This is a genomic window from Planctomycetota bacterium, from assembly GCA_018242585.1.
Classification (GTDB): Bacteria; Planctomycetota; Planctomycetia; order Pirellulales; family PNKZ01; genus JAFEBQ01.
Window position 1 is genome coordinate 55,007 of sequence record JAFEBQ010000008.1, and the last position, 21,761, is coordinate 76,767.

At 63.3% G+C, this 21,761-nt stretch carries 18 protein-coding genes and 1 pseudogene; 6 read left to right on the forward strand and 13 right to left on the reverse strand.

From position 1 onward, the window contains the following. Window positions 1–25 precede the first annotated feature (25 nt). Together JSS27_04105 and JSS27_04110 are read right to left on the reverse strand one after the other, a co-directional pair. Window positions 26–3,719, reverse strand: a pseudogene (locus JSS27_04105) (multidrug efflux RND transporter permease subunit). Window positions 3,720–3,809: 90 nt separating this feature from the next. Continuing rightward, the gene (locus JSS27_04110; protein ID MBS0208118.1) at window positions 3,810–5,030 is read right to left on the reverse strand and encodes an efflux RND transporter periplasmic adaptor subunit; all 1,221 of its coding nucleotides are present in this window, start codon (window positions 5,028–5,030) and stop codon (window positions 3,810–3,812) included. A gap of 362 nt (window positions 5,031–5,392) precedes the next feature. Between JSS27_04110 and JSS27_04115 the strand changes: the two genes are divergently transcribed. Beyond that, window positions 5,393–6,031: a TetR/AcrR family transcriptional regulator gene (locus tag JSS27_04115; GenBank protein MBS0208119.1), complete on the forward strand. Its 639-nt coding sequence runs from the start codon at window positions 5,393–5,395 to the stop codon at window positions 6,029–6,031. Window positions 6,032–6,133: 102 nt separating this feature from the next. Here the strand turns inward: JSS27_04115 and JSS27_04120 are convergent, their stop codons facing one another. Together JSS27_04120 and JSS27_04125 are read right to left on the reverse strand one after the other, a co-directional pair. Next, a complete protein-coding gene (locus tag JSS27_04120) occupies window positions 6,134–7,066 on the reverse strand; it encodes an SMP-30/gluconolactonase/LRE family protein (GenBank protein ID MBS0208120.1) in 933 nt (310 codons plus the stop codon). A gap of 135 nt (window positions 7,067–7,201) precedes the next feature. After that, window positions 7,202–8,686, reverse strand: a complete 1,485-nt coding sequence (locus JSS27_04125) for an endo-1,4-beta-xylanase (protein ID MBS0208121.1) — start codon at window positions 8,684–8,686, stop codon at window positions 7,202–7,204. A 404-nt stretch (window positions 8,687–9,090) separates the two neighbouring features. Between JSS27_04125 and JSS27_04130 the strand changes: the two genes are divergently transcribed. The 3 genes from JSS27_04130 (at window position 9,091) to JSS27_04140 (ending at window position 12,717) form a co-directional block, all read left to right on the forward strand. Beyond that, window positions 9,091–9,972: a phosphoribosylaminoimidazolesuccinocarboxamide synthase gene (locus JSS27_04130; protein MBS0208122.1), complete on the forward strand. Its 882-nt coding sequence runs from the start codon at window positions 9,091–9,093 to the stop codon at window positions 9,970–9,972. Between the two features lie 245 nt (window positions 9,973–10,217). Further along, window positions 10,218–11,357 carry a chorismate synthase gene (aroC, locus tag JSS27_04135; GenBank protein MBS0208123.1) on the forward strand — a complete coding sequence of 380 codons (1,140 nt, stop codon included), beginning with the start codon at window positions 10,218–10,220 and terminating at the stop codon, window positions 11,355–11,357. 55 nt (window positions 11,358–11,412) lie between these two features. Further along, on the forward strand, window positions 11,413–12,717 hold the full coding sequence (locus JSS27_04140; protein MBS0208124.1) for a hypothetical protein: 1,305 nt from the start codon (window positions 11,413–11,415) through the stop codon (window positions 12,715–12,717). 445 nt (window positions 12,718–13,162) lie between these two features. On the opposite strand, the gene fabF is transcribed toward JSS27_04140, so the two are convergent. The 6 genes from fabF to JSS27_04170 form a co-directional block, all read right to left on the reverse strand. Continuing rightward, window positions 13,163–14,401 (reverse strand): beta-ketoacyl-ACP synthase II, encoded by a 1,239-nt coding sequence (fabF, locus tag JSS27_04145; GenBank protein ID MBS0208125.1) that lies wholly within the window; start codon window positions 14,399–14,401, stop codon window positions 13,163–13,165. Further along, window positions 14,398–14,649: an acyl carrier protein gene (locus tag JSS27_04150; GenBank protein MBS0208126.1), complete on the reverse strand. Its 252-nt coding sequence runs from the start codon at window positions 14,647–14,649 to the stop codon at window positions 14,398–14,400. The genes fabF and JSS27_04150 overlap by 4 nt, the downstream gene beginning before the upstream one ends. Window positions 14,650–15,027: 378 nt before the next feature. After that, entirely contained in the window at window positions 15,028–15,798 is a 771-nt protein-coding gene (gene fabG / locus JSS27_04155) for a 3-oxoacyl-[acyl-carrier-protein] reductase (GenBank protein ID MBS0208127.1), read from the reverse strand. 96 nt (window positions 15,799–15,894) lie between these two features. Continuing rightward, entirely contained in the window at window positions 15,895–16,803 is a 909-nt protein-coding gene (gene fabD / locus JSS27_04160; GenBank protein MBS0208128.1) for an ACP S-malonyltransferase, read from the reverse strand. 15 nt (window positions 16,804–16,818) lie between these two features. Further along, on the reverse strand, window positions 16,819–16,998 hold the full coding sequence (gene rpmF / locus JSS27_04165) for a 50S ribosomal protein L32 (GenBank protein ID MBS0208129.1): 180 nt from the start codon (window positions 16,996–16,998) through the stop codon (window positions 16,819–16,821). 78 nt (window positions 16,999–17,076) lie between these two features. After that, entirely contained in the window at window positions 17,077–17,433 is a 357-nt protein-coding gene (locus tag JSS27_04170; GenBank protein MBS0208130.1) for a hypothetical protein, read from the reverse strand. 155 nt (window positions 17,434–17,588) lie between these two features. Here JSS27_04170 and JSS27_04175 point away from each other — a divergent pair, with 155 nt between their 5' ends. Together JSS27_04175 and JSS27_04180 are read left to right on the forward strand one after the other, a co-directional pair. Then, window positions 17,589–19,463, forward strand: a complete 1,875-nt coding sequence (locus JSS27_04175; protein MBS0208131.1) for an endonuclease/exonuclease/phosphatase family protein — start codon at window positions 17,589–17,591, stop codon at window positions 19,461–19,463. A gap of 17 nt (window positions 19,464–19,480) precedes the next feature. Continuing rightward, window positions 19,481–19,903, forward strand: coding sequence for a DUF1801 domain-containing protein (locus tag JSS27_04180; GenBank protein MBS0208132.1), 423 nt, complete (start codon window positions 19,481–19,483; stop codon window positions 19,901–19,903). Window positions 19,904–20,347: 444 nt separating this feature from the next. Here the strand turns inward: JSS27_04180 and JSS27_04185 are convergent, their stop codons facing one another. From JSS27_04185 to JSS27_04195, 3 genes are all read right to left on the reverse strand, one after another. Continuing rightward, the gene (locus JSS27_04185) at window positions 20,348–20,740 is read right to left on the reverse strand and encodes an endonuclease domain-containing protein (GenBank protein MBS0208133.1); all 393 of its coding nucleotides are present in this window, start codon (window positions 20,738–20,740) and stop codon (window positions 20,348–20,350) included. 140 nt (window positions 20,741–20,880) lie between these two features. Next, window positions 20,881–21,072: a hypothetical protein gene (locus JSS27_04190; GenBank protein ID MBS0208134.1), complete on the reverse strand. Its 192-nt coding sequence runs from the start codon at window positions 21,070–21,072 to the stop codon at window positions 20,881–20,883. Between the two features lie 126 nt (window positions 21,073–21,198). Then, window positions 21,199–21,750, reverse strand: coding sequence for a methylated-DNA--[protein]-cysteine S-methyltransferase (locus JSS27_04195; protein ID MBS0208135.1), 552 nt, complete (start codon window positions 21,748–21,750; stop codon window positions 21,199–21,201). Between the last annotated feature and the right edge of the window lie 11 nt (window positions 21,751–21,761).

Consider the following 21,761-nt stretch of genomic DNA (forward strand, 5'->3'; position numbering starts at 1 on the left):
CGTTGGGTTTCGTTCGGTGATTGATTTATTTCGCATCAGTGCCGCCGCCGTCGCCGGTTCGATCGGTGATCGGGGGCGTGCGGCGGGGACCGTATTGATGTTGCGGAGGGGGGATGATCGTCGGCCGCAAGGCCAGCTCGAGCGGCGATGGCTCGCGCGGCTGGGCCTCTTCGGACTTGGCATCTGCCGGCAATGGCGGTGGCTCGGTCACTTCCTCGGCCTCGCCCGCTGCCGCCGCGAACACCGCGTCAACGGCCGACGTGCTCACCGCCGGCTCGGCTTGAGGTGTCGCCTCGGCCGGCGGCGCGGGCGCGTCGGTTGTCACAGGCTTTGCCTCGTCGAGCGGCGACGGTACCGTTTCGACGACCGTGGGCGCATCGGCGACCGCGACCGGCGCTGTTGGCGATTCGGCGACTGACATAACAACCGGCGCCGGTTCGGCCACAGCGACTGGCACACCAACCCCTGCGGTCGCAGCTTGCGGCTGGCGGAACGCCAACCCGACCAAACGCACCAGCCCGAGCGTCACGATGTCGAGCGCGATGGTTCCCAGCAGGTTCATCCAGCGGGACGAGAACAAGGCCGAGCGCGAAACGCGGTCGATCACGTAGAAGAAGACCGGCGTCAAGAACACGCCGAAGAACGTCACGCCGAGCATGCCGCTGAACACGGCGGTCCCCAGCGCTCGTCGCATCTCCCAACCAGCGCCGTGAGCCACCACCAGCGGCAACACGCCCAGGATGAACGCGAACGAGGTCATCATGATCGGCCGCAGGCGCAACTGGCACGCCTCGAGCGTGGCTTGCTTGGCGTCGACTCCTTCATCGCGGCGAAGCTTGGCGAACTCGACGATCAGAATGGCGTTCTTGCTGGCCAGGCCGATCAACACCACGAAGCCGATCTGCGTGAAGATGTTGATGTCCATGTCGGCGTAGGCCACGCCGGCGATCGAGCTGAGCACGCACATCGGCACGACCAGAATCACCGCCAGCGGCAGCGACCAGCTTTCGTAGAGCGCGGCCAGCACCAGGAACACGAACGCCACCGACAAGACGAACACCACCAGCCCCGTGCTGCCGGAAATGCGTTCCAGGTAGAACAGCTCGGTCCATTCGGCCGAAAAGCTGCGCGGCAGTTCGCGCCGGCACAACTCGTCGAGCACGGCCATCGCTTGCCCGCTGCTGAAGCCGGTGGTGACGTTGCCGTTGATGGCCGCGGCGGGGTACATGTTGTAGCGGGTGAGGACCAGCGGGTTGCTGATCATGCGAATGTTGCTGACCGCGCCGATTGGCACCATCGCCCCCTGGGTGTTGCGAATCTTGAGCTTCTTGATCTCCTCGACCTGATCGCGGAACGGCGCGTCGGCCTGGACGATCACCTGCCAAGTGCGGCCAAAGCGGTTGAAATCGTTGACATAGCGCGAGCCCAAGTAGCCCTGCAATGCGGCAAACGCGTCGGCCAGGTTCACCCCCAGCGTCAGGCAAGCCTGGCGGTCGAGGTCGGCGTAGAGCTGCGGCGAATTGGCATTGAAGACCGTCGACAGGCCCTTCAGTCCCGGCTGTTCGTTGGCGATTTCGATCAGCTTATCAGTCTGGCCTTGCAACATGTCGAGCCCGCCGCCACCTCGGTCCTCGACCATCAGCTTGAACCCGCCGGCGCGCCCCAGCCCCGACACGGCCGGCGCGGGAAAGACGATCACCTGGGCCTCGGGCACCTCGTCGGCAAAGCGCTTGTTGAGCTTGGTCAGGATTGCCTCGGCTCTTAGCTCGGGATCCTTGCGGTCGGCGAAATCTTTTAGGATCACGAACATCGAACCGAAGTTCGAGCCATACGCGCTGAGCAAGAACGAGTTGCCCGCGATGGAATTGCAGTTCTTCACCCCGGGCGTTTCCAGGGCGATCCGCTCGATGTGCGCGATGACATCGCGGGTCCGCACGGCGGCCGACGCATCGGGCAGCTTGACGCTGGCCAGCAGATACCCCTTGTCTTGCGTCGGAATGAAGCCGGTGGGCAACTGCAAGTAGCCCCAATAGGTCAGGACCAACAATCCACCATAGACCATCAACACCAGCGCCGGCACGCGCAGCATCCGCCGCACCGTGGCCGAATAGACCGCGGTCGAGCGCCGAAATCCGGCGTCGAACAACCGGAAGAACCACCCCAGCAGCAGGTCCAGCAGCCACGTCAGCGGATCGCGCCGCGCCCCGCGCGGCCGCAGCAACATCGCCGCCAGCGCCGGGCTAAGCGTCAGCGAGTTGACCATCGAGATCACGGTCGACACGGCAATGGTCAGCGCGAACTGCCGGAAGAATTGCCCGACGATGCCCGAGATAAAGGCGCAAGGGACGAACACCGCGGCCAGCACCAGTCCCACCGCAATGACTGGACCGGCAACCTGGTCCATGGCGTGGATCGCGGCGTCGCGCGGAGCCATGCCGCGCTCGATGTGGTGCTCGACCGCTTCGACCACCACGATGGCGTCGTCNNGCGTCGTCCACCACGATGCCGATGGCCAGCACCAGGCCGAACAACGTCAAGTTGTTCAGGCTGAAACCAGCGACCGCCATGGCCGCGAAGGTGCCGATAATCGCCACGGGGACGGCGATCAGCGGAATGATCGCGGCCCGCCAGCCTTGCAAGAAGACCAACACCACGAGCGCGACCAGGATCACCGCGTCGCGGAGGGCCTTGAAGACTTCTTGGACGCTCTCACGAATAAAGGGCGTCGTGTCGTAGCCGATCTCGGCGACCAGACCTTCGGGAAAATCCGCTGACAACTCCTGAATCTTGCTCTTCACCAGATCGGCCGTGTGCAGCGCGTTGGCGTCGGGCAACTGAAAAATCGCAATGCCGACGGTCGGTTTGCCATCGAAGCGGTTGTTGACGTCTTCGCTCCGCGCACCGAGCACCACGCGGCCAATGTCGCGGATGCGAACCAGTTGTCCTTGGTGCGTGGCGCGGACGATCACGTCCTCGAACTGCTCGACTTCGCTCAGGCGGCCAATCGTGTCGAGGGGCACCTGCCGTTTTTGCCCCACGTCGGTCGGCGGCTGGCCGATCTGGCCCGCGGCGACCTGCATGTTCTGTTCGCGCAGCGCGTGCGTGACATCGGCCGCGGTCAGATTGCGAACCGCCAGCTTGTCGGGATCGAGCCAGATGCGAGCGCTGTAATCGCGCTGGCCAAACACCAGCACTTCGCTGATGCCGGGCAAACGAGCCAGTTCGTCCTTGATCCGCAGCACCGCGTAGTTGCTCAGGTACAACTGGTCGTAGCGGCCAATCGGGGAATTCAGGCTGACGGTCAGGAGAATATCGGGTGAGCGCTTCTTGGTGATCACGCCGGTGGCGCGAACCACGTCGGGCAAATTGGGCATGGCCAGGCTGACCCGGTTTTGCACCAGCACCTGGGCCAGGTCCAAATCGACGCCCAGCTTGAACGTGATGGTCAGCGTGTACGAGCCGTCGCTGGTGCTCTGGGAGTTCATGTACAACATGTCCTCGACGCCGTTGACCTGCTGCTCGATGGGCGCGGCCACGGTTTGGGCGACGACCTGGGCCGTGGCGCCGGGATAGTTGCAGTCGACTTGCACCGTCGGCGGCGCGACCGGTGGATACTGAGCGATCGACAACGAGAAAAACGCGATTCCACCGGTCAACGTGATGACGATCGACAGCACCGCCGCGAAGATCGGCCGATCGATAAAGAACCGCGAGAACATGGGGTGCGCCGAAGAAGTTGCTAGTTGCGGGTTGCTAGTGAGGAAAGAAACTCAACGGCAAAGCAGTTGCGGCATTCATCTCCCTAGCCCCTAATCCCTCGTCCCTAGCCCCTCTTCCGATTTTGCTTCCGAGGTGTTCTCGGCGGGCGCGATCGTGTCGGGGGCGGCGACTTTCGAGGCCAGGCCGGCTTTCTTCTCGTCGAGCCATTTGGGAACGACCTTCACGCCGGGGCGGACGCGCTGCAACCCGGTCACGACCACGCGCTCGCCCGGCTCGAGGCCTTCCTGAATCACGCGCATGCCCGCCGTCAGAAACCCGGTCTGCACGCGGCGATAGGAAATCTCGTCTTTTTCGTTGACCACGTACAGAAACCGCTGTCCTTGATCGGTCCCCAGCGATTCTTCGTGAACCAGCAGCGCTTGCTGTGGCGTGGTCACGGGAATCCGCAAGCGCAGAAACATGCCCGGCGCCAGCAGCAGGTCTTTGTTCTCGATTACGGCCCGCACGCGTAAGGTGCCCGTGCCGGCCTCGATCTGGTTGTCAAAAAAGTCAATCGTGCCTTCGAGCGAGAAGTCGTCCTCGTCGGCCAACGCCAGATTGACGTGGGTTTTGCCGTCCGCGGAGACCGGGAGCTTGCCGTCCAGGATCAACCGCCGCAGCCGCAAGGCGGTTCGTTCGTCGATGTCGAAATAGGCGTAAATCGGATGGGTCGAGACGATCACCACCAGCGGCGTCTCGTCGGCCTTGACCAGATCGCCCGGGTCAACCAACCGGCTACTGATGCGACCAGTAAGCGGCGATGTGATGATACAGAAGCCTAGATTCTGCTGGGCGAGTTTGAGCGTCGCATTTGCTGCCGCCAGTGACGCAGCGGCCTCGGCGCGATCGAAGCGCGCCTGGTCGTATTCTTGATCGGTGATAGTGCGATTCTGCCAGAGCTTGGTCACGCGCTCTTCGTGGCGCTCCAACCGTTCGAGTCGGGCCTTGTTTTGCTCAACGGAGGCCAACGCGCCGTCGACGGTCGCCTGGAAAGTGCGCGGGTCGATTTCGAACAGCGGCGCGCCGGCCAGCACGTCGGTCCCGTCGCGAAATTTCACCGCGTCCAGATAGCCAGTGACCCGAGAGTGGATCTCGACCGTGGAAACCGCCTTGGTCCGGCCGGTGAACTTTTCGTACTCGGTCACGACCTGCTCGGTCGGCGCGGCGACGATCACCTCGGGCGTTTTCGGCTCGACGATTTTCTGGACCTTGCGCTGGCAGCCGGCCACAGCCGCCACAAGCAGGCACAGACCAACCAGTTTCCGAAGCAGGCAAGGCGACATGAGCGATCCAAAGTGACGATGCGGGGCGAGCAATGGCGTGGTTGGACCAACGTACGGCAGTCGAGCAACATGCATGCGGGTGGGGGCCACGGTGGGAATCGAACTCGGGCAATCGCGTCCGCCTGGCTTACGCCACGGCTGGCAAGTCTTGCCGTCCTGGCTTGGGTCGTCAGTGACTTGGACACCAAATCGCCGGCGGGGTTCGTCAGCCATCGTCTGGCTAGGGATAAGTATTGACTGACCGGTCAGTCAAATGCAAGACTAGGGATATTGATTGGGGCAATTTGTGATGTTTCACCCAGAACGGTCTGGCACCCAAAGCCCGACTTCTTGGGGGCAGGTTAAGTCCTATGGCAACCAAACGCGGTCTGGAAACCACCGAGACGACCCAGCGGCGCGAAGCCCGACGACAGTTCATTATTGAAACCGCCGCCAAGCTCTTCGCCGAGGCCGGTTACGCCGATTGTGAAATGGACCGGGTGGCGGCGGCCTGTGGCGTGGCCAAGGGGACGCTCTACTTGTACTTCCCGGGTAAGCAAGAGTTGTTCTTCGCGGCGGTCGACCTGGGGATGCATCAGATGCAGGCCGCGCTCCGCGCCGCTTATGAGAGCGCGACCGACCCGTTCAAGCAAATCGTCAAGAGTATCGGCGCGTACCTGGTCTTCTTTGAAGAGCATCCCCACTACGTCGAGCTTTTGATCCAGGAACGAGCGATCTTCAAGGACCGCAAGCGCTCGACCTACTTTGAACACCGCGACGAGCATCGCGGCCGTTGGCGCGATCACTGGCTGCGGATGATCGCCGAAGGGCGCGTGCGCGACGATCTGCCCGTCGAGCGGATCATGGACACGATCGGCAGCCTGCTCTACGGCACGATGTTCACCAACCACTTCATCGGCCGCTCGGTGCCGCGCGAAGAACAACAGCACGCGATCGTGGAAGTAATGCTGCGCGGGCTGCTAAAAGAGGGGCTAGGGGCTAGGGGCTAGGGAACGACGGCGTTGCCGAGAGGGCGTTTCGTGCTTTTCCGTCCCCTGCCCTCTCCCCGCTCCGTGCCAACCTCCGTGTCGCGGTGCCTCCGTGGCGAATCCTCACCCGCCGGGAAAGACATGCCCACGCACGGCCATCGGCACCGTGTAGATCGACTTGCGGGCTGTGACGTATAGCGTCTTCCCCTCGGGCCCGGCGAAGGTCACGTTGGCCGGCACTTCGGGGATGGCGATGATGCCCAGCGCCTCGCCCGTCGGGCTGAAGACCTGCAAGCCGAGACCCGAGGTGATGTACAGATTGCCGCGTTCGTCAACCGTTAGTCCATCTCCCCCCTTGCCCGACTGACCGGCGGGCTGCTTCAACGTGCAGTGTACGCGCCCCGGCCCGAGTTTGCCCGGCTCGGTGACTGGATAGGCCATCATCTCAGCTTGACCGCTCGGCACGACGTATAGAGTCTTCTCATCGGGCGACAAGATCACGCCGTTCGGCGCCTTTAGGTCATCGACCAGCCGCGATACCTTGCCGGCCGGGTCGACGTAGTAAACCGCAGTTACTTTCTGCGGCAGTTCGCCGGTGCGGCCAAAGTGCGGGTCGGTGAAGTAGACGCCTCCCGCGCGATCGACCACCAGATCGTTCGGCGCGTTGAACGGCTGGCCTTGATACTCGCTGGCCAGCACCCGCAGCGGCTTGCCATCGAGCGGCATCGCCACGATTCGCCCCAGCATTTCACAGCCGAGCAGCTCGTTGCGACCGTTGACCATCAGGCCGTTCGTCTTGCTCGATTCCTCGCGGAAGGTCGACAGCTTTCCCTGGGCATCGATCTTGTGAATGCGCTGCGCCGGGATGTCGGTAAAGTAGACGTTGCCGGCGCGATCGGCGGCCGGCCCTTCGGTGAATTGAAAGTCACCGAATAACTTCGTCACCGGCCCGACCGGCCCCAAGCCAGCGATCGACTCAGGAGCGTCGGCGGCGAACGCCGCCGAACCGATGCCAACGCTCAATACGACGGCAGCCCAAAGTTTGCAAGCTTTCATGAGGGTCGTTCTCCACGGAATATGCTGGGGCCAGTTGTCCGTGGTCAGTGGTCCGTGGCACTCAAAACCTTGCGTCGCCTGAGACGCGGAGCATTCCACAACTGGCCACTGACAACGGGCGACTGACCACGGACATCAAAGAAATCGCTTCTTGTACTGCCCCAGGACCGTGAAGACCGGCTTGGCCACGCCGGCGCTGTCGAACAGCCCGGCATGGCTGTACTCGTGAAACTCGGCGTCGCTCAACTGGCTCCAGGTGATGGACTGGATGAACGGCTTGGCCAGCAGCAGGGGCATCACCTGCTTGATCCAGTTGGCCTGTTGCTCGGGAGTCCAGAAATGATCGACCGGCAAGGGGAGCGAGCTGTTCCGCGCCTTGGGGTCAGGCTGATCGCTCGACGGCGAGGAGATCGTCACGTGCAACGGCAAGCCCAGGCAGCTCCAAATGTCCAGTTCGCGACTCAGTTCCAGCCGGTCGCGCGGCGCCGTGCCATGGGGATGAAAACCCCAACCCAGTTCCAGCCCCACACCGCTCATCTGCAAGCCGCAACGAACTAGCGTGTCGGCAAAGTGCAGCGGCGAGAGCTCGAACTCACCTTCCCGCAGGTATTCGCCCCACGGCTGGTCAAAGCGGACGATGACCGGTGTGACCGGATCGATCTGCCGCGTGATCTCGATGGCGCGCACGGCCAGTTGCAGCATCTGCTCTTCGTGCAGCGACAAGACCTTGCCGCCGTTCACGCGCGCGGCACACTGCCACATCGAGACGCGCCCCCGATACCGTGTGACCACGCGCTTGACGTGTTCGCTCATCATCCCCAGCAGCGCGTCGAAGTCCCCTTCCCACAACAGCAGCCAATCGGGCAGCCCGCGCGCGTCGAGCCGCAACAGCGGCCCGCTGACGGCGCGGACGTTGTGCTCCTCGCACCAGGCGACCTGCTGATCCGGTACACTCCAGTCATACTGGCCTTCGATGCGCTCGATCTCGCTCCACAACATCGACATGGTCAACGAATTGAACGACGAATAAATCTGATCGAGCGCCGTGGGGCTGAGGATGCGGTGACCGATCTGCACGCCGAGCCAGGCGGGAATCTTGGGCGCTTGCCTCAGGCGCTGAGTCAGCACCTGTTCGACATAGGCGTCCATCAACAGATCCCCAGCCTCCATCCCCTTCTCCAGCGCCAAGCGCGCCGCGGCCGCCGCCTGGACGGGCTGCTCGGGGTTGACCACCGCCTGCGAAAAGTGGCGGAGCGCTTCGGCCAGAACCGTATCAACGGTCGGCGGCACCACCAGCCCCAACACCTGCCACTCAGCCAACTGGTTACGCACCGAGTTCAGGCGTCCGCGAGCCAGCTCGACTTCGAGCGAATAGGGCTTCTCGCGCTGCATCAGCGTGGCGGTCGACAACGTCAACTCGCCGCGCCCGTTCAGGCAGATCGGAATGTGGACTCGCCCCGACTCGCTGGTCCCCCGGTCAATGATCAACAAACCATTGGCCAACTGGGTCCGGCTGGGCCAGGGTATCTGGTCGAAGCCGGTCAGGTAGGTGCGCTCGGCTTGCTGCGCCGTCAGCGGCGTCGCTGAATCAACTTGCAGGCGCATCACAGCCGGCGGCATGGAACCAACCTTCGCCCGGAGATGTCGACACTACCAGGCCGACGCACCCTGCGCCGCCTGTACCGCTTCGAGGCGTCCAAGTCGCCGCTACGCCGACGCCCCTAGCGCCAGCGGCCCATCGACCTGCCAGGCGACGGGCGTCATCACCGAAGAACCGGACGATTGGATCGCAAATCTAAGCCGAGCGCGAGTCTAAACCACCCCCGCCCGAGCGGCAAGCTGCACCGGCTGAATATGGGGTTGCCCGCTGCGCCAGCGGCGGCTCACGGCCTCGGCGCGGAAGCGCCCAGCCGCGCCTGTTGCGCTCGGACGGCGCAGGTATACTACCGGCTCTGTTTTCCATGATTCGCGTGCCAACCACCATTTTCCGGCCACGCCACCCGGCGCGGCCATGGACAGCCGCCATGACCCAAGCCGTTGTTGAAACCAATTTGTCCCACTGGCCCGTCCGCCGCGGCAAGGTGCGCGATGTTTACGATCTGGGGGACCGGCTGCTGATCGTGGCCACCGACCGAATCAGCGCGTTCGACTATATTTTGCCCAATGGCATCCCCGACAAAGGGCGAATTCTGACCCAGTTGAGCGTGTTCTGGTTCGAGCTGCTCGGCGAGCCCCACCACCTGATTACCGCCGACGTCGACCAGATGCACCTACCTGGGGGGATCGACCGAGCGCCGCTCCGCGGCCGCACGATTCTGGTGCGCAAGACCCAGGTGGTGCCGGTCGAGTGCGTGGTGCGTGGCTATCTGGCCGGCTCGGGGCTCAAGGAATATCGCGCCCGGCGAACCGTCTGCCAGATTCCGCTGCCCGAGGGACTGGAAGAAAGCAGCCAACTGCCGGGACCAATCTTCACCCCCGCCACCAAGGCCGAGACGGGGCACGACGAAAACATTGCGTTCGACACGATGGTCGAATACGTCGGACTGGAACTGAGCGAGGAGCTGCGACGACGGAGTCTGGAGGTCTATGCCCGCGGCTCGGCCTATGCTCGGCAGCGCGGCATCATCATCGCCGACACCAAGTTCGAATGGGGGCAAATCGACGGCCGAGTGATCCTGATCGACGAGGCGCTGACGCCCGACAGCTCGCGATTTTGGCCCGCCAGCGAATACCGCCCGGGGCACAGCCAGCCCTCGTTCGACAAGCAGTTCGTCCGCGACTGGCTTGAACAGAGCGGTTGGGACAAGCAAAGCCCGCCGCCAGAACTTCCCGAAGCAGTCACCGCCGGCACACGGAAGAAATACGTCGAAGCGTTTGAACGACTGACGGGCAGGAAGTTTGAGTAGCAGTTGCTGGTTGCTAGTTCCTAGTTGCTAGTGGGAAGGCAGGTAAGCCGCAAGCGTCGTGCGTTCACATCTCCCAATAGCATGCCCGCAGTTGTACTTCCCGCCTTTATCTAGCAACTAGCAACCCGCAACTAGCAACTTCCCCCTCCATCTACTGCCCTAGGCCCGTTGGGGCTGGCTGGGTAAAATCGATCGGTTCGCGCACCCGGTGCGCACCTACGGTTCCTATCTCAGGCTAGCTCAACATGTTGCGTTACTGGACGGCGGGCGAGTCGCACGGCAAGGCTCTGGTGGCCTTGGTCGATGGCTTTCCGGCCGGCGTGCCACTCGACACCGCCGAAATCAACACGGAACTTCGCCGCCGACAAGGCGGTTATGGCCGCGGCGGCCGGCAACGCATCGAAACCGACGAAGTCGACGTGCTGAGCGGCGTCTGGCACAACGAAACCTTGGGCAGCCCCATCGCCTTGATGGTCGTCAATCGGGACTACAAGCTCGAACGGCTGGGCGACTTGGAACGCCCGCGACCGGGTCACGGCGATCTGACTGGCTCGATCAAATACCTGGGCTCGATCCGCCCGGTGCTCGAACGGGCCAGCGCCCGCGAAACGACCGTTCGCGTGGCGGCCGGTGCGCTGGCCAAGCAGTTGCTGGCGCAGTTCGGCATCTCGTGCTTTGGTTACACGTTGGAACTCGGCGGCATTCACGTCGAGCCGCGCGCTGGCACGCTGGCCGAACAGAAAGCCTGGCGCGACAGTAGCGAAATCTACGCGCTCGACCCAGCGCGCGATGATGAAGTCAAAGCCCTGATCGACCAGACGGGCAAAGACGGCGACACGCTCGGTGGCATCCTGGAAGTGCGCGTCGAAGGGCTGCCGTTTGGGCTGGGCACGCATGCCCAGTGGGACCGGAAGCTCGATGGCCGGCTGGCCCAAGCCGTGATGGCCGTCCAGGCGATCAAAGGTGTCGAGATCGGCCTGGGCTTCGAGGCCGCCCGACGGCCTGGCTCACAGGTGCATGATCCAATTCATTACGATGCCTCGCAGGCCGCGTCGCCCAACCTGGGCTACGTGCGGCCGACGAACAACGCCGGCGGGCTCGAAGCGGGCATGACCAACGGCCAGCCGCTGGTGATTCGCGCCGCCAAGAAGCCAATCAGCACCTTGCGCAAGGCGCTCGAATCGATCAACCTGAAAACCAAAGCCCCCGAGTCGGCCAATTACGAGCGGAGCGACGTCTGTGCCGTGCCGGCGGCCGGGGTGATCTTGGAAAACGTGGTGGCGTTCGAGATTGCCGCGGCGCTGATCGACAAGTTCGGCGGCGACAGCCTGGTCGAAATGAAGGCCCGCTATCAACTGTTCCTAGACATGGCCCGGCGGAAATAGTCGTATGCCGGCGCAGGATGCGCTTGGCTGACCTGTATTTCACGGATGAACTGACATGCGGCTGCACGAACTATCGCGACGCCAGTTGTATCGCGCGGCGTTCGTCGTGTTCTGCCTGGTCCCCACCGTGCTGGTGCTGGCGTGGGGCATCGGCCGACGCCTGCCGGGCACCGTTACGGCCGAGCAACAAACGCTGGCCACGCTGCTCGGCATGCCCGTGACCTTGGTCGATGTCAGCTATCCGCGCCCCGGGGCGACGCTGTATCACGGCCTGGAGCTGCACGACGTCGAGACCGGCGCGTTGGTACTTCGCTGTCCGACGCTGGAGGTCATTGATACCGGCGCGCAGCACGTCGTCCGCACGGGCCCGATCGAAATCGACGCCGCTCACGCCAGCCAGTTGTGGCAACTTTTGGAGCGCCGCCTGCGTCAGCCGCCCGCCAGCGCGCCGGCGGTTCGGTTACTCGCTGGCCACGTCACGTGGCGCAACGCCCAGACTGAACAGACCTTCACCGATGTGTCGGGACTGCTGCACCCGGCGGCCAATGGCAACGAAGCGGAACTGAGCTTCCGGCTGGCCGGCGAACAGATGCCCGAGCCCATCGCGTTGCACGTGGCGCGGCGATTGTCGGGCGGTCGGCCGACCTCGCGATTCAGTCTGCGAACCGGCAGCACGCCGCTGCCCGCCACGGTGTTCGCGCCGTTGATCGACGCCAGCGGTTGGCTGGGCACGCGTTGTCGCTTTCACGGCTGGCTGTGGCTCGACGAAGCGGCCGACGGTTGGCACGGCGAGCTGTCCGGCCGCCTTTCGCAACTCGACCTCGACGCGCTCGTTTCGCAACATTTTCCGCACAGCCTTTCCGCGTCGGCCGACGTGGTGATCGAGCGCGCCCGCTGGGAAAACAGCCGGCTGATCGAAGCGGTCGGCACGGTACAAGCTGGGCCGGGCGTGGTGAGCCGCGGCCTGGTTCACGCGGGCATCGCGGCCCTGCACTTGGGGCACGAGCCGGCGCCGGTGATCAGCGGCAAGATGCTGCCGTTCGAGCGTTTGGCGTTCGACTTCGCGGTTGACGCGTCAGGCGTGAAGTTGGTGGGCCGCGCCGCCGGAGACAGCCCAGGAGGCGTCTTGACCGGGCGGTTGGAGCAAGGCCCGCTGGTCAATCTTTGGCAGGCCCCGAAGGAAACGCAGTCGATCGCGGCACTGCTGCAAACCCTGGTGCCGGTCAGCCAACTGCAAGTGTCGGCCACGCGCGAAACCGACTTGCTCCTGCGCCACCTGCCCGCCCCGCAACTCGTCGCGCCGCCGAACGCCAAGGCCACCGAACCGAGTGCGCACTTGCGGTTGAATGGCGTCAAGTAGCGCGACCTGTTTTCAATTGGGTGGCCCAGCCGCTCGTCGGCTGGGTCGCGCAAGCGACAAGAAAAATGAAAGGCTTTCAACGTGCGTAGAATGACCTGGAAAGCCGCTTGCGGCAAAGCTTCTTCTTGTTGCTACGCAATCCGACCGACAAGCGGCCGGGCCATTCTGTTTCGATTCTTTACAGGTCAGGCTAGGTCAGCGTGACGCCTACGTCCACTTGTTCGGCATACCAGCGGGCGGAACTCCAACGCCATGCCACCGCCTCAGCAACCAACCCAGCGCGCACCGGGTTCATGTGCATATAGTTCAACTTCTCTTCGAGCTTTTCCCGCGTGACAACATTGAACGAATAGTAGCAGGAGGGCAACTGACCACGGACAGTTGCGACTTAGATGTGACGATGACGCCCTCCGCCCCTCACTAGCAACTAGCCGCTAGCAACTTCCTATCGCAACGTCCCGATGATGATCGAACCGTTATGGCCGCCGAAGCCAAAGCTGTTTGACATGGCCACGTTGAACTTACGCGGCTTTGGCTGCTTGGGAGTGTAATCGAGGTCGCACTTCGGATCGGGCGTGTCGAGATTGATGGTTGGGGGAATCACCTCGTCGCGCAGCGCCAGAGCCGAGAAGATCAACTCCACGCCGCCGCTCGCGCCCAGCAAGTGACCGAGCTGGCTCTTGGTGCTCGAGATGCTGACCTGGTGCGCCCAGCCGCCGAACACCGTCTTGATGGCCGCCGTCTCGGCCGCGTCACCCAGCGGCGTGCTCGTGCCGTGGGCGTTGATGTAGCCGATTTCCTCGGGGCTCATCCGCGCGTCGCGCAGCGCCAGGGTCATCGCCTTGGCCGCGCCGATGCCATGCTCGTCGGGCTGGGTGATATGCCCGGCGTCGGCGCTAGCGCCGTAGCCCAGCACCTCGGCATAGATCTTCGCGCCGCGGCGCTTGGCGTGTTCCAATTCTTCGAACACCAGCAGCCCGGCCCCCTCACTCAACACAAAGCCATCGCGGTCGGCGTCGAACGGCCGGCTGGCCCGTTGTGGGTCGTCGTTGCGCTCGCTGAGGGCCCGCATGTTGGCGAACCCGGCAATGCCCATTGGCGTGAGCGCCGCTTCGGTGCCGCCGGTGACCATGATGTCGGCGTCGTCGTACTGAATGGCCTTGTAGGCGTCACCCATCGCGTTCGTCGCGCTGGCACAGGCCGTGGCCACGGCGGCGTTCGGGCCGCGCAAGCCATACTGGATCGAAACGTGACCGCTGGCCGCGTTGACCATCAGCTTGGGAATGGTGAAGGCCGAGACCTTGTCCGGCCCTTTTTCTAGCAGGCGGCCGTGCTGGCATTCGATTTCGTTCAGTCCGCCAATGCCCGAGCCCAAGATCACGCCACAGCGAAACGGCTCTTCCTTCGTGAAGTCGAGGCCTGAATCCTTGACGGCGTCGATGCCAGCGACCATCGCAAATTGCGTAAAGCGATCGACCCGCTTGGCGTCCTTCGGGCTGACATACCCGTCGGTCGTCCAATTCGGGACTTCACCGGCAAAACGAACCCGATGGCCGGTAATATCGAAGATGGTGATAGGCCGGATGCCGCTTTCGCCGCGCAGAATGCGCTGCCAGAGGTCTTCCACTCGACAGCTCAGCGACGTGACCGCGCCTAGGCCGGTGACGACGACGCGCCGTTTCATTTCGATCCGTTAGCTGCTTGGGCCTTTTCGATGAAGTCAATCGCCTGGCCGACCGTTTGAATCTTCTCGGCCGAGTCGTCCGGAATGTTGATGTCGAACTCTTCTTCCAGCTCCATCACCAGTTCGACCGTGTCGAGGCTATCGGCGCCCAGATCGTTGACAAACGACGTCTCGGGCGTGACCTGTTCCTTGTTCACACCCAACTGCTCGGCGACGATGTTGATTACGCGTTCTTTGACCGTGGCCACCGTGACGGCCTCCTGGTAGTTGAAAGGACAGTGTTCGTATTTAAACAGCGTTCGTGTTTAGACAGCGACTGTAGTTAGACAGGGCTCGTGAAAAGATCGGGTATCTAGCAAAGCTTGTTGCGATCCCGACTCGTGCGCGCGGCTCGTTCCGAAACGCGCACCGCACACCGACTGCCTGTAACGACCTAACTCTTACGAAACTAAAGGGTTCTTGCTTGAAGCGTCAAGATATACCGGGTTTTGCCGGGTGTGTAAATACGGGGCTAGCGGCTTTTCCACAGGATTTTCCGGCACTTGGCCGAGACTTTGGCACGCCAGTTCTGGCGGTCGCGTTTCGCCTCGCAACATGCGCCTCCTAACCACTTGTTACCTGCCGCGTTAAGCTGTCATACCCCCGTCGATCGTCAACACCTGGCCGGTGATATAGCTGGCGGCTCGACTGGCCAAGAACGTCACGCCCGCAGCCACGTCGGCGATGGTGCCGATCCGCTTGGCCGGAATGCGCGTCTTGACCTCGGTCATGATCGAGTCCCCCAGGGCCGCGGTCATCTCGCTTTCGATGAAGCCCGGAGCCACCGCATTCACGGTAACCTTGCGCCCGGCCAACTCACGGGCGACGGTCTGAGTAAAGCCGATCAGACCCGCCTTCGACGCCGAATAGTTGCACTGGCCCGGGTTCCCCATCAGGCCCGAGACGCTCGAGATGTTGATGATCCGCCCGTAGCGCTGCTGCATCATCGGCCGCGTGGCGGCCCGCGTGAACAGGAACGCCCCGCGCAGGTTCGTGGCGATCACCTCGTCCCACTGCTCGTCGCTCATCCGCGGGATCAACGTGTCGCGAGTAATGCCGGCATTGTTCACCAGGATGTCCAACCGGCCCCACTTCTCGGCAATCGAATCAACCAACTGGTTGACGCTGTCCGAGCTGCTGACGTCACAGACGAACGGCTCGGCCTGGCCACCAGCGGCGGTGATTTCGTCGACGGTCTCTTTCAGCTTGTTGACGTCGCGGGCCACACAGGCCACGCGCGCGCCACAACGGGCCAAGGCCACGGCAATGCCACGGCCGATGCCGCGCGACGCCCCCGTGACCAGCGCCACCTGGCCCGAGAGATCGACACTGATTTGATCCGCTGGAACTTCCGCCATGTTTCACCCGTTGAATATCGTTGTTGGTCTAAGAAAGCCCAGGGATAGCTACCCCTGGGTCGAAGCAGGAAATACGCTGCCCTTGCGGGCGCGTCCCTATTCCAGCACGCCTTCGCACTTGGTCGAGCGGTCGATCCGCTTGAGCAGCCCTCGCAACACGCGCCCCGGCCCCACCTCGTAGAATGTTGTATAGCCCTGCCCCAGCAGATAGCGCAGCGACGCTTCCCACTGCACGGGGCTGACCACTTGCCGGACCAGCAACTGCCGAATCTCGGCGGGATCGGTGTGCGGCTTGCCATCGACGTTCGAGATGACCGGAATCCGCGGCGCCTCGATCTTGGTTGCGGCCACCGCCGCGGTCAAGCGCTCGACGGCTGGCTGCATGATCGGCGTGTGAAACGCGCCGGCCACGGCCAGCGAAATGGTTTTCATGGCGCCGGCGGCGTTGGCCAACTCGGCCATGCGTGTACAGGCGGCTTTCGATCCCGAGACGACGATATTGCCGGGGCAAAGCAGATTCGCCACCTGCAATACATCCTCCTGACGCGCTTCGTCGCACAGACCCTGCACCTTGTCCAGGTCCAGTCCCAGGATGCTGACCATGCCACTGGGAATGGCGTCGGCGGCGTCTTGCATGGCGCGGCCGCGCTCTTGCACCAGTCGCAAGCCCGCGTCGAAATCAATCGCGTCGGCAAAGACCAGCGCCGAATATTCGCCCAGGCTGAGACCCGCGGTGGCTTCGACGGCCGCAACGACATCGGCCTTGTCGCGCCTTAACAGTTCGAGCGCCGCCAGACTGGTGACGAACAAAGCGGGCTGGCTATGGACGGTCGAATCGAGTTGCTCGACCGGGCCCTCGAAACAGATCTTGGCCAGGTCATAGCCCAGCACTTGATTCGCGCGGTCAAACAACTCGCGCGCGGCCGGCAACGACGCCGACAACTCGGCCCCCATGCCGACGGCCTGAGCCCCTTGCCCTGGGAACAGAAAAGCGGTGCGACTCAAGGGGTCACCGCTTCCTTACTCGGCCGTTTCGACCACGGGACGGCCCATGTAGTGGCCGCAGTTCGGGCAAACGACGTGGGTCGGCACGGCCGTGCTGCACTTGGAGCAGTAATGTAACTGCTTGGGAACCTTGAAATCGTGAGCACGCCGGCTGCCGGTGCGGGCGTTCGATTGACGGCGCTTGGGAACGGCCATGAAATCACCAGGGAACGGACAGAATAAGGACTGTTGGTTTGCGGAAGCCCTGCATCGTAAGGGAGTCGCGCCGGGTCGTCAAGCGGGTGGCGGCCCGGCCGCAACCTGAATCAGCGATTGAGTTATCGTCACCGCGACCAGATGTACCAGGACGATCATCGGGACGGCAATCGTGACCCGAACTGCGGCGGCCAAGCCGCCATAGCAGCCGTAAAGCAGCGGCAACCCCATCAAGATCGCCGGCTTGAACAGACCGCTGGCAATGTTCGCTCCCAACAGCCCCGCCGGCAGCAACACCGGCCCACAAATCCACGGCGTCTCTCTCCGCCCCAGCCGCTGACCGTCGTCGGCCAGCACGTAGCACGCCAGTAACAGGCCCACGATGGCTCCCAGAAACCCGGCGCGCGTTGGATTGATGACGGGAGTGCTTGGCATGCTGTCATCTTAGCGTCCGAAAGCCCGTGCTGGCCAATCAAAGCCTCGTCGCTAGCACGCCCGACCCTGGTTACTGCTCTTGGTCGGGTGGCCCCGGTGCGGTATCTTTCGGCCCCGCAATTGTTTAGGTGCCGCTTCCCAAGGAGGGGAAACGCATGTCGATCAACGCGCGCTTCTGGCTGAGCATTGGACTTTGCTCAGTAGTCAGCCTCATCGTGCTGCTGAATGTTCGCCGGCATCTGTTGGAGCAAACGGCCCATCAGCCAGCGCCGACCGCGAGCCCGGCGGCCCGCTTCGATTTCTCAAGCACGCGCAATAACACGACGCCGCGCGACCCGGCCGCGAAGTCGCACGACGCGACGATCGGCGACAAGACAACCGTCGAGCAAACCTACGCCGCGCCGTACGCGGCGCTGAGCAACGATCCTGCATCGCCGCGCACCGTCACCTACTCGCCAACGACGGCCACGCCGACCGCCGCCACCGCGACGACCACCTGGCCTGCCAACTCTTATTCGTCGAATACCTATCCGTCCAACACCTGGCCCGCCACGACGAGCACGGCGACGAACACGTATGGTTCGCCGTACGCGCACCACGGCCAGCCCGACTATCGCTCGACCGATACGGGTAACTCGCCGTATATGAACGCATCGGCGAGCACCGCCGGTTCCGCGACTCAGGTAAGCCCGTCGAACAACAGCACGCCGTTCGCCCCCGGCGCGACGTTGCCGGCCAACAACTGGTCGACGACACCTGCGACGCCCGTCTATGCCAACGTGCCCGGCTCACCGACTACCCCTACGACGAATGGCCCCGGCACGGTGACGCCTTTCGCGAGTGGCACGACCAACTCGGGCAACGACCCTGTCTGGAGCGGCGTGCCGCCGGCCGACATGCAGGTGATCAACCAGCCGATCACCTTGCCGCCGCCACCGGGCGAAGTCGCGCCGACGACCGTGTCACCCTACGTTCCTGGCGCCGCCTCGACGTATTCGACCACGACGGTCCCGGCCCAACCCACGGCAAGCGTGCCGGGCACAACGAGCCCCGTGATGCCGCCGCTGGTTACGACGACGCCAATCGCCAGCAGTTCGCCCTATGGCACATCACCCAACGGCGCGACGACCTCTACCGTTGGCAATAATTCGGTCACCGCCACGCCAGCGGTCGTGCCTGGACCGGTCGCCGCGTCGGCCGTTTCGTCGACCACGACGCCCGACACGATCACGATCGCGTCGTTCAACATTCAAGTGTTCGGCGAGTCGAAGCTGGCCAAGCCGGCCGTGATGGACACGTTGGCCAAGGTGGCGCGGCGGTTCGACGTGATCGCGATTCAAGAAGTGCGATCCAAGGAAGACGACGTCATCCCGCGCTTCTTGCAACAGATCAACGCCACCGGTGCCGCCTACGATGCCGTGGTCGGCCCGCGACTGGGGCGCACGAACAGCAAAGAGCAGTATGCCGTGATCTACAACACGGCGCGGATCGAGCTGACCACGGGCTCGGTCTATACGGTGCCAGACCCAAACGATCGAATTCAGCGTGAACCGATGGTGGCGAACTTCCGCGTGCGCGGGCCGCCGGCGGCGCAGGCCTTCACGTTCTCGCTGGTCGACATTCACACCACGCCCGACGATGTCAACAACGAACTCGACGCCTTGGCCGACGTGTACGTCGGCGTGCAGCGCAATGGCAGCGGCGAAGACGACATCATTCTGCTCGGCGACTTGAACGCCGACGAATACCACCTGGGCCGACTCGGCACACTGCCGAACATCACTCACGTGATCACGGGCCGGCCGACCAACACGCGACAGAACCAGCAGTACGACAACATGCTGTTCGACGGCGTGGCCACGCGCGAGTACCAAGGGCAAGCCGGCGTGTTGAACCTGATGCAGGAATACAACCTGACGTTCAACGACGCGCTGGCCGTGTCGGACCACTTCCCCATCTGGGCAGTATTCAGCGCGTACGAAGCGCCCCCGGTCGGCCCCCTAGCCACCCGCCCCGCGCAGCAACAATAGCCATCGTGCCACTCGCCATGAAACGCACGCAGAAATCCGCCAAGAGCGCCACCAAGCAGGCTGCGAAGAAGAAGCCAGCCGCACGCCCTCGCCCGGCGGCTGACAAAGCTGATGGCGAAAGCGCCGTGCTGACCACGATCGCGGCGATGCCGACGGCGGATCGCGTGCTCGGCGAGCGGTTGCACGCGCTGGTCAAAGCCGCCGCGCCGGCCCTGGCGCCGCGGCTTTGGTACGGGATGCCCGCCTGGGCCAAGGACGGCAAGGTCGTCTGCTTCTTCCAGAGCGCCCAGAAGTTCAAGACCCGCTACGCGACGCTCGGCTTCATGCACGAAGCGAAGCTCGACGACGGCACGATGTGGCCCACCGCCTTCGCCCTGGTCCAGTGGACCTCCGCCGCCGAAACCAAAATCACCGCGCTGGTCAAGAAAGCCGTGGGGTAAGAGCGGAGGAAGTCGCCAGACTTGGCGCGAAAGTTTTTGCCGGCGCAGGCGTGACCCTCATCCGGCCTATCGGCCCAATACTGTTCGGTACGATTTTTGTAGAGGCACTAGGAACAGCGAGCGAAAAGACTGGGCAAGACAAGACAAAGGTTGTCTACGCTTCGTTTCACTTCGCCAAACCTCCCCATTTACTTGCATTCACAACACCGCCATCGGATTACCATTTCAAGTGAGTGTGCGCTCGCTTCAAGCAGATTTTGTGCCGAACAGTATTGCCTTCGGCCACCTTCTCCCGGAGGGAGAAGGGTTGATGGTGCGCTGCTTGCGATTGTGAACTCGCGGGATCGCAAGCGTTCACAGCCTGGGCTCTGTCAGGAGCGCGAGTAGATGAACCCTCGCGCGACGCTGCGCTCACCCTTCTCCTCCCGGGAGAAGGTGGCGGCGCTAGCCGCCGGATGAGGGTCTTGGTAGCTCGTCAGGCCTTCGACCACAAGCGAGCAGAATTCCTTCCAAGACAGAATCAAGCTCTTGAAGCACGTCGTCATTCGCGATGCGCAGCTCACGAATACCTTTTGCTTCAACCGCCACGGTGCGCTGCTGGTCGTACTCGGCACGACCAACGTGGCTATCGCCATCCAACTCGATGGCAAGTCGCGATTCGTGGCAATAAAAGTCGATGAAGTACGGGCCGATGGCGAACTGGCGACGGAACTTCAAGCCGCCGAGTTGGCCGCGGCGCAAATGGCTCCACAACAATCGTTCGGGTATTGTCGCTTCGCGACGTAGCCGACGAGCGCGCGATTGCTGTTCTGCCGATAACGGCTTGCGACCTGGCATGATCGCTCCACAAATGCGAAGACCCTCATCCGGCCTTCGGCCACCTTCTCCCGGAAGGAGAAGGGCTGATGCAGCATCGCTCGCGATTGTAACTATTAGCTCAGCGCCGGGAAATCATCGACACGTACCCAGCCCGCACTCTACGGCTTGCCGAGGGATTCACGCTCGCGCATTTGCGCGTCCCAGAAGCGGTATTGAGGATCGCCGTGACGGAACGCGAACACGGCGTCGGGCAGCTTCTGGCCATCGCGCGAGCGCGACGGCACACGCACCACGACGGCCCCGTCGGCCCGGCGCTCCAGCTGCCACGAATCGTTGTTCATCATCGTCATACGAGACTCGGCATCCTCGGCGACCCACTCTTTGCCAATCACAAGGGGGTCGCCACCACAACGCAAGGTCCATTGACCTTCCGCTTCTATTCTCTCTGGATTCGCCAATCAATTCCAGGCCGGTTTTTAGCTCCGCTTTCGCCCTGGTTTGCCAGCGTTTTCCAGCGCCAACAGCCGGCTTTTCACGGCCACGCCGTCGGCCATGGAATAGCCCCCCAACTTGCCGCCGCTGGCCACCACTCGATGGCACGGCACGATGATCGCAATGCGGTTGCTCGACATCACGCTGCCGACCGCGCGTGCCGCGCCGGCCGAGCCAGCGGCCTGGGCCAAATCCCCATAGCTCAGCACCTGTCCCGGCGCGATGCGGCGACACTGTTCGATCACGGCTTGGGCAAACGGCGTGCTGCGCGGCTCGGCCAGTTCGACGTCGAGAAAGTCATCACGCTTGCCCGTGGCGTAGGCCTGCAAGCGTTTGATCAAGCGTGCCGTCTTGCCGCGCGGCTCGTCCCCCGACGGATCAATGTTCAAGTACACGATCGCTTCGCGCCAACTCGCATAGCCGAACGAGGCGCGGCGCACGGCGTCGCCAACCATTTCCAAGGCGAACCAGCCCAACTCGCTGGGAAAGACGAACCCGACCGCCTCGCGCGCCGGCGCGGCAGGCGCATTTGACACTGCTGCTCTCG